The 13,411-nt window shown below is 53.4% G+C and carries 10 protein-coding genes; all 10 read left to right on the top strand.

The genetic code is table 11. The features are described from left to right. The first annotated feature begins 2 nt into the window (after positions 1–2). The 10 genes from purQ (at position 3) to NSU14_RS28475 (ending at position 13,308) form a co-directional block, all read left to right on the top strand. On the top strand, positions 3–692 hold the full coding sequence (purQ, locus tag NSU14_RS28520; protein ID WP_039298250.1) for a phosphoribosylformylglycinamidine synthase subunit PurQ: 690 nt from the start codon (positions 3–5) through the stop codon (positions 690–692). Then, on the top strand, positions 670–2,916 hold the full coding sequence (purL, locus tag NSU14_RS28515) for a phosphoribosylformylglycinamidine synthase subunit PurL (RefSeq protein ID WP_042133403.1): 2,247 nt from the start codon (positions 670–672) through the stop codon (positions 2,914–2,916). Before purQ ends, purL begins: the two co-directional genes overlap by 23 nt. Continuing rightward, positions 2,901–4,397, top strand: coding sequence for an amidophosphoribosyltransferase (gene purF, locus NSU14_RS28510; protein WP_340948059.1), 1,497 nt, complete (start codon positions 2,901–2,903; stop codon positions 4,395–4,397). Before purL ends, purF begins: the two co-directional genes overlap by 16 nt. A 678-nt stretch (positions 4,398–5,075) precedes the next feature. Continuing rightward, positions 5,076–6,116, top strand: coding sequence for a phosphoribosylformylglycinamidine cyclo-ligase (purM, locus tag NSU14_RS28505; protein ID WP_340948057.1), 1,041 nt, complete (start codon positions 5,076–5,078; stop codon positions 6,114–6,116). After that, complete coding sequence (gene purN / locus NSU14_RS28500; protein ID WP_042133409.1) at positions 6,116–6,730, top strand: phosphoribosylglycinamide formyltransferase; 615 nt, start codon at positions 6,116–6,118, stop codon at positions 6,728–6,730. The genes purM and purN overlap by 1 nt, the downstream gene beginning before the upstream one ends. Before the next feature lie 482 nt (positions 6,731–7,212). Beyond that, on the top strand, positions 7,213–8,760 hold the full coding sequence (gene purH, locus NSU14_RS28495; protein ID WP_340948056.1) for a bifunctional phosphoribosylaminoimidazolecarboxamide formyltransferase/IMP cyclohydrolase: 1,548 nt from the start codon (positions 7,213–7,215) through the stop codon (positions 8,758–8,760). Between the two features lie 23 nt (positions 8,761–8,783). Beyond that, a complete protein-coding gene (gene purD / locus NSU14_RS28490) occupies positions 8,784–10,049 on the top strand; it encodes a phosphoribosylamine--glycine ligase (protein ID WP_076248051.1) in 1,266 nt (421 codons plus the stop codon). Between the two features lie 382 nt (positions 10,050–10,431). After that, on the top strand, positions 10,432–11,778 hold the full coding sequence (locus NSU14_RS28485; protein WP_144026201.1) for an SEC-C metal-binding domain-containing protein: 1,347 nt from the start codon (positions 10,432–10,434) through the stop codon (positions 11,776–11,778). A 150-nt stretch (positions 11,779–11,928) separates the two neighbouring features. Next, positions 11,929–12,771: an NmrA family NAD(P)-binding protein gene (locus NSU14_RS28480; protein ID WP_042133417.1), complete on the top strand. Its 843-nt coding sequence runs from the start codon at positions 11,929–11,931 to the stop codon at positions 12,769–12,771. A 45-nt stretch (positions 12,772–12,816) separates the two neighbouring features. Continuing rightward, positions 12,817–13,308, top strand: coding sequence for a PadR family transcriptional regulator (locus NSU14_RS28475; protein ID WP_052421656.1), 492 nt, complete (start codon positions 12,817–12,819; stop codon positions 13,306–13,308). Positions 13,309–13,411 lie beyond the last annotated feature (103 nt).

Here is a 13,411-nt window from a genome sequence, read left to right as displayed (position 1 = left end):
TCATGAAATTTGCTGTACTTGTCTTTCCAGGCTCCAATTGTGACATTGACTGCTACAAAGCAGTAGAAGACAGCCTCGGCGAACCTGTAGATTATGTGTGGCATACGGCGACAGATCTGTCGGCTTATGACTGCATTCTCGTGCCGGGCGGTTTCTCTTATGGTGACTATCTGCGCTGCGGCGCAATTTCCCGGTTCGCTCCGGTGATGGCTGAAGTGGCCAAAGCGGCGGAACAGGGCAAATTCGTGCTCGGCATCTGCAACGGGTTCCAAATCCTGACCGAAGCCGGCCTCTTGCCAGGCGCTCTGCGCCGCAACATGTCGATGAAGTTCCGCTGTCATGACACGGTGCTTAAGGTAGTGAATAACACAACTCCGTTTACGATCGACTATGCGCAGGATGAAGAAATCGTTATTCCGATTGCGCATGGCGAAGGCAATTACTATTGTGATGAAGAGACGCTGGCTGAGCTTAAAGCTAATAATCAAATCGTATTCACTTACAGCGACAACCCGAACGGTTCAGTCGCCGATATCGCCGGAGTCAGCAATGTAGCGGGCAATGTGGTTGGTATGATGCCTCACCCGGAACGTGCAGCGAACAGCCTGCTTGGTTCGGAAGACGGCAAACGGATGTTCACATCCATTCTTACATCGTGGAGGGATCGTTATGACGCAGCAAGTATCCGCTAAGGAGCCGACCGCAGAGCAGATCGCGGAGCAGAAAATCTACAGTCAGTTCGGTGTATCGGACAGCGAATATGAGCTCATTACCTCCTTCATGGGACGTAAGCCTAACTATACAGAAATCGGTGTGTTCAGCGTGATGTGGTCTGAGCACTGTGCCTATAAGAACTCGAAGCCGCTGCTCAGCCGTTTCCCGACAAGCGGACCGAAGGTGCTGATGGGACCGGGCGAAGGCGCAGGGATTGTTGATATCGGAGACAACCAGGCGGTTGTTTTCAAAATCGAGAGTCACAACCATCCATCGGCAGTTGAGCCTTATCAGGGCGCGGCGACCGGGGTGGGCGGGATTATCCGCGATATTTTCTCCATGGGTGCAAGACCGGTGGCGCTGCTGAATTCCCTGCGTTTCGGGAAGCTTGAGAGCGACCGGGTAAAATATCTGTTCGAGCATGTTGTGTCCGGGATCGCAGGCTATGGCAACTGTATCGGCATCCCGACCGTCGGCGGGGAGATCATGTTCGATGACAGCTATGACGGTAATCCGCTGGTTAATGCGATGTGCGTGGGCCTGATAGATCACGATAAAATCCAGCGCGGTGTCGCCAAAGGGGTAGGTAATCCCGTATTCTACGTGGGTCCTCCAACAGGCCGTGACGGCATTCATGGTGCGACCTTCGCCTCGGTTGAGCTTAGTGAAGAGTCAGAAGCGAAGCGGACGGCGGTTCAGGTTGGCGATCCGTTCATGGAGAAGCTGGTTATGGAATCATGCCTGGAGCTGATCGACAGCGGTATCGTCCTTGGTATTCAGGATATGGGTGCAGCCGGACTCACGTGCTCCAGTGCTGAAATGGCGAGCAAAGCGGGCAACGGCCTGGAGCTGTATCTGGATCAGGTGCCGCAGCGCGAAGACGGCATGACGCCTTATGAAATGATGCTCTCCGAATCCCAGGAGCGGATGCTGTTCGTGGTTGAGCCTAAGGATGAAGCACAGGCACAGGAAATCTTCGACCGCTGGGGCGTGATTTGCCGCAAAGTGGGTAAGGTAACGGATGACGGCCGCCTGAAGCTGTTCCATCACGGTGAAGTGGTCGGCGACATGCCGGTAACAGCTCTGGTTGATGAATGTCCGATTTATAACAAACCATCGGCAGTTCCTGCTTACTATGAGGAGAATGCCGCGGTGGATACGCTTCGCTATGATGAAGTAACCGATCTGGGCGGCGCCTTGCGAACCGTACTGGGATCACCTACAGTAGCCAGCAAAGCATGGGTATATAACCAATATGATTATATGGTGCGGACCAGCACGGCCGTTCGTCCGGGTTCCGATGCAGCAGTAGTAACGATCCACGGCACACGCAAAGCTCTGGCGATGACTACGGACTGTAACGGACGTTATGTCTATCTCGATCCTGAAGTGGGCGGGCGGATTGCCGTCAGCGAAGCAGCACGTAACATTGTCTGCTCCGGTGCCCAGCCGCTGGCGATTACGGATAACCTGAATTTCGGCAGTCCGGAGAAGCCGGAAATCTTCTGGCAGATGGAACGTGCGGTAGACGGTATGGCTGAAGCCTGCCGTGTGCTTGATACCCCTGTAATTGGCGGTAACGTCAGTCTCTACAATGAAAATGCTTCAGGAGCTATCTATCCGACACCGGTTGTCGGCATGGTGGGTCTTGTAGAAGATACCGATCATATTACAACTCAGGCCTTCAAGCAGGAAGGCGATTCGATTCTGCTGCTCGGTGTTACGAAGGCAGAGCTAGGCGGCAGTGAATTCCAGTATGCTGTTCACGGCGTGACTGAAGGACGTCCGCCAGAACTCGATCTGGCAACGGAACGCAAGCTGCTGGATGCCGTACTTGCTGCGATCCGCAGCGGGCTGGTCCGCTCGGCGCATGACCTATCCGAAGGCGGCCTGGCCGGAGCGCTTGCAGAAAGCTGTATCAGCGGCAAAACCGGAGCAAATATTGAGCTGTCCGCTGGCGGATTGCGTCCAGATGTGGCGCTGTTCAGCGAGAGCCAATCCCGGATTATCCTGACTTCTGCGCCTGACCGTGCGGAAGAACTGAAAGCGGCGGTTGCCGCATACGGCGTACCTGTAGAGATTATTGGAACCGTCGGCGGAGACCGCCTGCGTGTTGCTCTGGACGGCGCGGCTGCACTGGATGAAGCAGTTACTGAACTTAAGACCATTTGGGAGGATGCTATTCCATGTCTTATGAAATAAAGACCGGGAAAGAGCAGGAAGCCCCTATCCTGTGGACCGGCGACTTTTACAACGAAGGAACGGGCTCGGGAGATATTTTTGACACGTTAAAAGAAGAATGCGGCGTCTTCGGGGTCTTCGGACACCCGGAAGCCGCTTCCATGTCCTATTACGGCCTGCATGCCCTGCAGCACCGGGGCGAAGAGAGCGCGGGCATCTGCGTAGCGGATGGGCGCGACTTCAACTATCACCGGGGCATGGGCCTGGTGAAGGAAGTGTTCGATAAAGACAAGATCGCTTCGCTGATCGGGGATATGTCCATTGGACATGTGCGTTATTCCACCAGCGGAGACAGCCGGCTGACCAATGCGCAGCCGCTGGTCTTCAAATACCGTGACGGTGATCTCGCGATTGCCACAAACGGCAATATCGTGAACGAACCTCTGATCCGCAAACAGCTCGAACAGGGAGGTTCGATCTTCCAGACCACCAGTGATACCGAGGTACTGGCGCATCTGATCGCGCGTTCGCAGAAGGATTTTGTCGAAGCTACGAAGGATGCCTTATCGCAGCTGGTCGGCGGTTTCGCCTTCCTGCTGATGACCAATGACAAGCTGATTGTGGCCTCGGATACGCATGGCCTCCGTCCGCTTGTGATGGGCCGGCTCGGAGAAGCTTATGTCTTCGCTTCCGAATCCTGTGCGCTGGAAGTCATCGGCGCCCAGCTGGTGCGCGATATTGAGCCTGGCGAGCTGCTGGTGCTGGATAAAGACGGCTTCCGGGAAGACCGCTTCGCAGAACCTAAACGCAAAGCGCTGTGCGCGATGGAATACATCTACTTCGCACGGCCGGACAGCGATCTGAACGGTTCTAACCTGCACTCCGCACGCAAGCGGATGGGCAGCCGGATGGCGCTCGAAGCCTTCGTGGATGCCGATATCGTAACCGGCGTGCCGGATTCCAGTATCTCTGCAGCCATCGGCTACGCCGAGCAGACTGGCATCCCGTACGAGCTTGGACTGATCAAGAACAAGTATACCGGCCGGACCTTCATCCAGCCGAGCCAGGAGCTGCGTGAGCAGGGCGTGAAGATGAAGCTCAGCGCCGTGCGCCGTGTCGTGGAAGGCCAGCGTGTAGTGATGATCGACGATTCCATCGTGCGCGGCACGACCTCGCGCCGGATCGTCAACCTGCTGCGCGAAGCCGGAGCGCTCGAGGTTCACGTGCGGATTACCTCTCCGCCGTTCAAGAATCCCTGCTTCTATGGCATCGATACCCCGGACCGCCGCGAGCTGATCGCCTCTTATAAGACGATCGCCGAGATGTGCGAGGAGATCAATGCGGATTCACTTGCGTTCCTCTCACCTGATGGACTGATCCAGTCCATCGGCGGCTATAATAGTGACGATTACAAAGGCGGACTATGCCTGTCCTGCTTCGATAATGATTACCCGACGCAGGTGGATTTCGGCGGGGAAGAGAAGGACGGATGCAGTTGTTAACATCCCCCTAAATCCCCCTTGCAAAGGGGGACCCCGGAGGGCGCTGCCCTCCGGCCACCCGAAAGTTTGGTGGAAGGAGTTTGCTCTAAACTTGCTAAGAGGGCGTGGGTGCGGGTGCCCGCTTTGTCCCTGTGTGCTGCGCACGGCCGGGACACGCTTTACGGCGCTGCGCGCCCTGGCGGCATGCTGCCCGCCGGCCCTGGATCCAGAACCTGTCCTGTTTGCTGCGGCAAATCCGGAGGTTCTGTCGCCTAAGGATGCGCACGGCTTCGCCCCGTGCGCAGAAGTGCTGCAGAACCCGCCCTGTTTGCTGCGCAAAATCGGAGGTTCTGTCGCCTAAGGGCACGCACGGCTTCGCCCCGTGCGCTTGGAGGCGCTGGGCTTCGCCCACAGCGCCGAAACAGTGCTGCTGTGCAAGGCGCGAACTTCGGCTTGCGGCACGGGTTTTAACCCCGGTGGTTGGAGTCATGAAGAGGAATTTTGGAACTGTAGGAGCGTCAGCGTTCGCCTTTATATTTGGATTTCTACCGCAAATTGCGGTTCAAATCAGGAAATCCAAATATAACAGCGACCGGAAGTCCAAATATTCTTCGTAATGACGACTATAACCACCAAAAGATTCAAATCCCTGCCGCCCCGAACCCGCGCTCTAAACTAATTTAAATGAGGTGTCCAAAAGTGTCGGAAGCTTATAAAAACGCCGGAGTGGATATTGCGGCTGGCAATGAAGCGGTAGAACGCATGAAGAAGCATGTGAAGCGCACCTACCGTCCTGAAGTGATGACGGAGCTGGGCGGATTCGGCGCACTGTTTGGCCTGAATAAGGACAAATATGAAGAGCCTGTTCTCGTATCGGGAACGGACGGCGTGGGCACGAAGCTCAAAATCGCGTTCGCAGCGGACCGCCACGACACGATTGGCATCGATGCTGTAGCCATGTGTGTGAATGACATCGTAGTGCAGGGCGCAGAGCCGCTGTTCTTCCTCGACTATCTGGCCTGCGACAAGGTAGTGCCGGAGAAGATCGAAGCGATCGTTGCCGGAATCGCAGAAGGTTGCCATCAGGCAGGCTGCGCATTAATTGGCGGCGAAACGGCCGAGATGCCCGGCATGTATTCGGCCGGTGAGTACGACATCGCCGGATTTACGGTAGGGGTTGCCGACAAAGCGAAGCTGGTAACCGGCGCGGACATTGCACCGGGAGACACGGTGATTGGTCTGGCTTCCAGCGGCATTCACAGCAACGGATTCTCGCTGGTACGCAAGCTTTTGCTGGAGGAAGACGGCTACGGACTGAATGACGTAGTGCCTGAACTAGACGCTCCGCTCGTGGATGTGCTGCTGGCTCCAACCAAAATCTATGTGAAGCCGCTGTTGTCGCTGCTGGAACAGCTTCCGGTTAAAGGCATGGCTCACATTACCGGAGGCGGGTTCATCGAGAATATCCCGCGCGTGCTGCCTGAGAATGTAAACGTAGAGATTAACTACGGCTCCTGGCCGATTCAGCCGGTCTTCGGCTTGATGCAGAGCAAAGGCAATGTAAGCAACCGTGATATGTTCACCACTTTTAATATGGGGATCGGCCTTGTACTGGTAGTGGCTGAAGCCGACGGAGAACGTGCGCTGGAGCTGCTGAAAGCAAGCGGAGAAGAAGCTTACCTTATCGGAACTGTAACAGAAGGTGAGCGTAAGGTTACCTTTACAGGAGCTGAAGTCTGATGGAGTGGAGCCGGATCGCTGTATTTGCTTCGGGTCAGGGCAGCAATTTCGCCGCACTGGTCCAGGCGCAGCAGGAGGGTAAGCTCGGCGGAGGCAGCATAGAGCTGCTGGTCTCGGACAAGCCGGAAGCGCCTGTGGCACAGCGGGCGGAGGAAGCGGGAATTCCCGCCCTCCTGCTGCGGCCGAAGGACTTCGCGGGCCGGGAGCTGTACGAGGCAGCGATTGTTGCCGAGCTGCAGCGCCGGGACATCGGGCTGATCGTGTTGGCCGGGTATATGCGGCTGATCTCACCGGTGCTGCTTGAGCCTTATGCGGGACGGATCATCAACATCCATCCGTCGCTTTTGCCGGCCTTTGCAGGTAAGGATGCGATTGGCCAGGCGCTGGATTATGGCGTGAAGCTGACGGGAGTTACGGTGCATTTTGTCGACGGAGGCATGGATACCGGACCGGTTATTGCCCAGCGCAGCGTTGAGGTGAACCCGGGAGATACCGCTGAATCATTGGCAGAACGGATCCATCAGGTAGAGTACGGGCTGTATCCCGAAGTGGTGGCAGCTTTGGCAGCCGGCAGAGTGGATCTGAACGGAAGAATAACGACAATTGGCGAATAATAGCAGAAGCCATATCAGCCGGATCTGACAAACACAAAAAATGTAGTTCAGGCAGGTGCGGCTGATTCTGATATTTCTCGGGAAATATTGCACAAAGTCTGCAAGATGTCGGATTGGCTGACTGAGCAGTTTGAAATTGCCGGAATTACGGGTTTGCTGACATGCCGGTTGCTGTCGATACAGCAATTGGATTCACTCCACTTAATTTGTCTGAATACCAGTGATCGCAGAACGTAATTGGATAAAGTACAACTAATTCTGGCGTTTGTAGGCTCTAAGGCGCATATGGCATCATTTAGATGGACAATTTCCAACTACTTTTCTATCTGGCTGATAACAAGCCGAAATTAAATGACGTAAATCCACTTATTCTATAAACACTCTAAAACTCAAGTTATAAGCACGGGCTAACCGGCGACAATGATCCTGCGATCATAGGCCACAACCTAATCTAGCGTGAATCCAGAGGAGGACTATTCAAAGTGAGTATCAAAAGAGCGCTGGTCAGCGTATCGGACAAACAGGGCATCGTAGATTTTTGCCGCGAGTTGTCTGCACTAGGCGTAGAAATTATCTCCACAGGCGGCACCAGCACACTTCTGGCTAAAGAAGGCGTTCCGGTCATCGGGATATCCGATGTGACAGGCTTCCCCGAAATTATGGATGGACGCGTCAAAACGCTGCATCCTGCTGTACACAGCGGCCTCCTTGCGGTTCGTGATAACGAAGAGCACACACGGCAGATGACCGAGCTTGGACTCGACTACATCGACCTGGTGGTAGTAAATCTGTATCCGTTCGCGGAAACTATTGCCAAGCCGGATGTGTCGTATGAGGAAGCTATCGAGAACATCGATATCGGCGGACCTACGATGCTGCGTTCGGCGTCGAAGAACCATGCTTTTGTCAGTGTGGTAGTGGACGCGGCGGATTATGCTACAGTGCTTGAGGAAGTGCGTGCGGGTGGAGATACCACCCTTGCGACCCGCAAACGTCTTGCGGCCAAAGTCTTCCGCCATACGGCGGCTTACGATGCCCTGATTGCTGATTATCTGGCGAATGTAACCGGTGAACCGCTGCCGGAACGCTATACGGTCACTTACGAGAAAATCCAGGATCTGCGTTACGGGGAGAACCCGCATCAGAAGGCTGCGTTCTACCGCAAGCCGCTGGCTGCGCAGGATACACTCACCGCTGCGGAGCAGCTGCACGGCAAGGAGCTGTCCTACAACAATATTAACGACGCTAATGCGGCACTGCAGATTGTAAAAGAATTCGAAGAACCGGCTGTAGTGGCTGTTAAGCATATGAACCCTTGTGGTGTAGGCGTGGGTGCGAGTGTATATGAGGCTTATCAAAAAGCGTACAATGCCGATCCAACCTCCATCTTCGGCGGAATTGTAGCGGCGAACCGGATTATCGATGAGGATACGGCTAATATGCTGAAGGATATTTTCCTTGAGATCGTTCTGGCTCCGGGCTTCACGGAAGAAGCACTGGAAATCCTGACGAAGAAAAAGAATATCCGCCTGCTCAAGCTGGGCAACCTCAGCACGGCGGCTTCCCGTAAAACCAGCTTTGTTGTAACCTCCATTGAGGGCGGGATGGTCGTGCAGGAAAGTGACGTGCATTCCGTGAATCCAGAGGAGCTGCAGGTCGTAACCGACCGCAAGCCAACGGAAGAAGAGCTGAAGCAGCTGCTCTTCAGCTGGAAGGTGGTTAAGCATGTGAAGTCGAACGCGATTGTGCTGGCGGCTGATAATATGACCGTAGGCGTAGGTGCCGGACAGATGAACCGTGTCGGCGCGGCCAAGATTGCGATTGAGCAGGCCGGAGAGAAATCCAAAGGCTCCGTACTGGCGTCAGATGCCTTCTTCCCGATGGGCGACACCCTGGAGATGGCTGCCAAGGCTGGTATTACGGCGGTTATCCAGCCGGGCGGATCAATTAAGGACGAGGAATCCATTAAGGTTGCTAATGAATACGGCATTGCCATGGTCTTCACCGGCGTTCGCCACTTCAAACACTAGAACGCTGGGAGGGTAACATACTTATGGATATTTTAGTGGTCGGCGGCGGCGGCCGGGAGCATGCGATCATCTGGAGCTTAACCCGCAGTCCCAAGGCCGGTAAAATCTACTGTGCACCCGGCAACGCCGGGATTGCGCAGCTTGCCGAATGTGTGCCGATCGGCGTATTCGAGTTCGATAAGCTGACCGCGTTTGCCAAGGAACGGGAGATCGGGCTGGTCGTCATCGGACCGGATGATCCGCTGGCAGCGGGGATCGTCGATGCATTTGAAGCGAAGGATATTCCTGTATTCGGCCCACGGAAGAATGCGGCGGAAATCGAGGGCAGCAAGACCTTCATGAAGGATCTGCTGCATAAGTACAGCATTCCGACAGCGGCGTATGAGAAGTTCAGTGATTATGGGACTGCACTTGCCTATCTGCGTACTCAGGAGCTGCCGATTGTAATCAAGGCGGACGGATTGGCCGCAGGCAAAGGTGTGACCGTGGCGTATTCCCTTGAGGAAGCGGAGGCGGCTCTGCAGGATATCATGGTGGCTAAGGTGTTCGGTGAAGCCGGCGCACAGGTCGTGATTGAGGAGTTTCTGGCCGGGCAGGAAATGTCGATTCTGGCCTTTGTGGATGGCGAAACAGTGCGGCCGATGGCGGCTGCACAGGACCATAAGCCGGTATTCGACGGCGATAAAGGACCTAATACGGGAGGCATGGGGACATACTCCCCGCTTCCGCATATCGATGAGGCTATTATCCGCGAAGCAGTGGAGACCATCATCGAGCCGACAGCCAAAGCCATGGTGGCTGAGGGGCGCCCCTTCAGCGGCGTACTGTTCGCAGGGCTCATGATCTCGCCGGACGGCAGACCGAAGACGATAGAATTCAATGCCCGCTTCGGTGATCCCGAGACGCAGGTTGTTCTTCCCCGGCTACAAAGCGACTTGCTGGAGATCTTTCTGGCTGTTACAGAAGGCAGGCTGGCGGATATTCAGATTGAATGGAGCGATGAGGCCGCAGTCTGCGTGGTCCTGGCTTCGGAAGGTTATCCCGGTCCGTATCCGAAGGGTGTGCCGATCAGCGGACTGGAGGAGAACGGTACAAGTCTGGTCTTCCATGCGGGAACTGCACGCGGTGAGGATGGCAGCTGGGTAACCAGCGGCGGCCGGGTGCTTGGAGTTGTAGGCATGGGTCCTACGATTGCTGAAGCGCGTGCAGCAGCATATGCCAGTGCCGGAAAGATCACCTTCCCGGGCAAACAGTGCCGTAGTGACATCGCTATGAAGGCTCTGATCTGAGGATAAAGCACTGTATTTCAGCCAGATAAGAGTGCCTATGCTTTGGGGCCAATGCAAATTACCCGTATACTCATCGAAGCTAAAGCCCCACTTTGCGGGGTTAGTTTATGCTATTAGTCCCAAAAAAAGGACTGACAAGTAGTAGGAGAAGTGCTATAATACAACTCGTACGGGGGAAAATGTGCGGATATATACAGATAAAGGGTCTTTCCTTTCATGGAAAGGCCTTTTTTAAAATTTAGGGATTTATATTTTTGAACTGTCCTTAACAGGATGGGCAAGCCGTTTCCACTTGCTGAATGTTCAGGGGATATAGAAAGCCCCATGCCGGGAAATGATACTTAAATAATAAGTACAATAACAGCGATGCCGTTTTTTACGGATGCTTAGTTACAGATTTAAGGGGGAATTGTTTTTGAGTAAGGTCGGAAGAAATGACTTATGCCCATGCGGAAGCGGGAAAAAATATAAGAAGTGCTGCTTGGATAAAGAAACGTCAGCGGTCGAATCCATACTGCGGCTGGTAACGACGGAGGATGCGGCAGCACAAGAGGCTGTATTCAGCGAATCCGTACAGGAACAGTCAGCAGCGGAGGCCGCGGTACGTACCGAGAGTAAGCTTACACTGCCCAAGCTGAAAAAGATGGTCGCACGCGAACTGAAATGGGAGCATCCGGCCCATGAACAGCTGGCGTTGCAGCTCATTGAGAGCATGAGAAATCAATACGACCGGGAACTGATTCTGGAAGCCCTGGTGCTGTGGAATGGCTTCTCCCGGCAGACCAAACCTGCGGTGAAGAAAGCCGGCTCGTTCTGCGCGGCCATCGAATATCTGCTGTCAGAGGAATACGGCTTCATGCTGTCGCAGACGGAGCTTGCCGATAAATACGAAGTTACGGCGGCCACCATCTCCCGTAAAGTCAAAGAATTATATAATTATGTCGAAGAATACGGAATGGGCGGAGAAGCTGATGAGCTGATCACGCTGAATGGTCCGGGTACTCCCCAGGAGAAGGCGCAAGCCCTTCTGTACAAAGCGGTGGAGGCCACTTCTGCGAAACGCCGTGTTCAGCTGGCGGAGACGGCACTGGAGATTTATCCGGACAGTCCGGATGCCTATCTTATCCTGGCCGAGGAATCGGAGAATGAGCATGAGGCGCGTAAATTCCTCAAAGCGGGAATTGCTGCAGGCAGACGTGAACTGGGCGAGCTTTATTTTACCAAGAACAAAGGGTATTTCTGGGGGCTTACGGAGACCCGCCCTTATATCCGTATCTGCCAAAGCTATGCGGAATCCTGCTGGTTTGGCGGGAAGGCCGAGGAAGCAGCGGAGATTCTGGAGCATATTCTCGAGCTTAACCCGGATGACAATACCGGTGCACGCTATCTTTTGACCGCTGTCTACTTGTACAGCAACCAGTTGAAGGAAGCGGAGCGGGTGATCAAGAACTACGGGGAAGACGATGCCGCAGCGGCTTTTGCCTATGACCGGATTGTACTGGAGTTCAAGAAGAACGGAATTACCTCACAGCTCAAAATGCTGTACCGTGTTGCGCGCGGGGTGAACAAGCATGTGCCTGATTATCTGCTGGGTGTGAAGCGGCTGCCGCATAATCTCCCGGATTTTGTCGGAATGGGCGATTCCAATGAAGCTATTGAATATGTCATTATGCATTCGCGTTTGTGGGCAAGCATGCCGGATCTGCTCAAATGGATGCTGAAACAATAGAATATAGATGATCTATATATCATGAAATATCTGACACAGTCCTCCGGGGCTGTGTTTTTTGTATAATAATCCTTGCCACTTTAGTCTAATTAGACTATATTATGTGATGTGGTCTAATTAGACTAAATTTTCGGAAAAGAGGTCCTTGTAATGTTATTTATTACTGGAGCAACTGGAACCGTTGGAAATCGGGTTATACATTACCTCAAGCTTAAGGATATCGAATTTAAAGCCCTCACCCGAACACCTGAGAAGCTGTTAACAGACCGGACAGAGCATATGATGATCGTCACCGGCGATATCAAGAATTGCAGCGCCTGGTCAGACAGCCTGCGCGGCGTGGAGACCTTATTCCTGATCCTTCTGGATGATGCTGAAGAGATTCTGCAGGCTGCCCGGGCCAAGGGTGTCCGGAACATCGTGTTCTTATCCTCAGCCTCCATCAACCGCTCGGATGCCGGTTACAACGAGAATGCGATTAAACATAAAAAAGTCGAGGATCAGATTCAGGCGTATGGCTTTCAGTATGTGTTTATCCGTGCTGAGGCCTTCATGCATAATACCATTTACTGGGGGGACCTTTTTAGATACAATAGGGGGACGATCCGGTTACCGGCCCTGGAGGCTAAGCTGGCCAGTGTGCACGAAGCAGATATTGCTGAAGTTATCAGCGTGGTTGTTACCGATTTTGACAGATTCTCTGGGCAGGTCTTAACGCTTACAGGGGCGAGTATTCTCAGCCAGCGGAACATATTGACAGAAATTTCCAAACATTTAGGACAATCGCTTGAACTGGAAGAGCAGACAATCGATGACTTCCGATCCTATATGGGCAAGTACATTGCTGAAGAGTATATTACTCTTAGAGTCCAGGACTGGGAGTATACCCTGAAGCATAAGCTCGCCGTGACGGACACGGTACTGGCTATTCTGGGACGGGAGCCTTATACGTTCAGAGAATGGATATCTGAGCATATCCTTGATTTTCAATAATCTATAGAAAGAGGAATTATTATTATACCCTTATTAATACTGGGTTTGCTGAAGGATTGCGGACCATCCAGCGCTTATGAATTGATGAATGTCTTTAAGGAACGGGACTACAGGTATCTCGCTCATATGACGAAGGGATCACTGTATTACAACCTGCAGAGGTTAGCGGGTGAGGGCTTGGTCCGGCTGGTTGAAGTCGTTAGCGTTAACAACTATCCTGAACAATACATCTACGAGATTACGACGCAGGGCGACGAGCATTTCAAAGCGCTGATGGCTAAATATTCGCTGCAGACGGACGATATCACGTTAGCCTTTTATATGACCACGCTATTCGCCCACCAATATGATTCTGAGCGGTTCAAGTCGGCCGTAGCGGTGCAGATGGAGCAAACACGGCGCAAAATTGCTGAAATTGATTCTGCGCTGGATGCCAAGCAAGATAGGATCTACTACACGGCAAAGTCGATGATGAATAATGTCAGAGCGCACCATGAATTGAACCTGAAATGGTTTCAGGAGCTGCTCGAGCAGTAGGGCGGCGTACTCCCGGATAATAGGAACTGAATATTGGTGTATGAACTCATACTCCCTTTTATTTGCTGAATAGCGCAGATACAAGGGTTTTTTTGTGCAAATA

Source organism: Paenibacillus sp. FSL R10-2771, from assembly GCF_038000205.1.
Taxonomy (GTDB): Bacteria; Bacillota; Bacilli; order Paenibacillales; family Paenibacillaceae; genus Paenibacillus_AQ; species Paenibacillus_AQ phytohabitans.
This window is presented reverse-complemented; position numbering and strand designations above follow the sequence as displayed.

Excerpts from the sequence above, each read along its gene's own strand:
- purF (WP_340948059.1), top strand. The coding sequence starts at position 2,901 with ATGTCTTATGAAATAAAGACCGGGAAAGAGCAGGAAGCCCCTATCCTG.
- purN (WP_042133409.1), top strand. The coding sequence starts at position 6,116 with ATGGAGTGGAGCCGGATCGCTGTATTTGCTTCGGGTCAGGGCAGCAAT.
- purL (WP_042133403.1), top strand. The coding sequence starts at position 670 with ATGACGCAGCAAGTATCCGCTAAGGAGCCGACCGCAGAGCAGATCGCG.
- purQ (WP_039298250.1), top strand. The coding sequence starts at position 3 with ATGAAATTTGCTGTACTTGTCTTTCCAGGCTCCAATTGTGACATTGAC.
- NSU14_RS28485 (WP_144026201.1), top strand. The coding sequence starts at position 10,432 with ATGCTTAGTTACAGATTTAAGGGGGAATTGTTTTTGAGTAAGGTCGGA.
- purD (WP_076248051.1), top strand. The coding sequence starts at position 8,784 with ATGGATATTTTAGTGGTCGGCGGCGGCGGCCGGGAGCATGCGATCATC.
- NSU14_RS28480 (WP_042133417.1), top strand. The coding sequence starts at position 11,929 with ATGTTATTTATTACTGGAGCAACTGGAACCGTTGGAAATCGGGTTATA.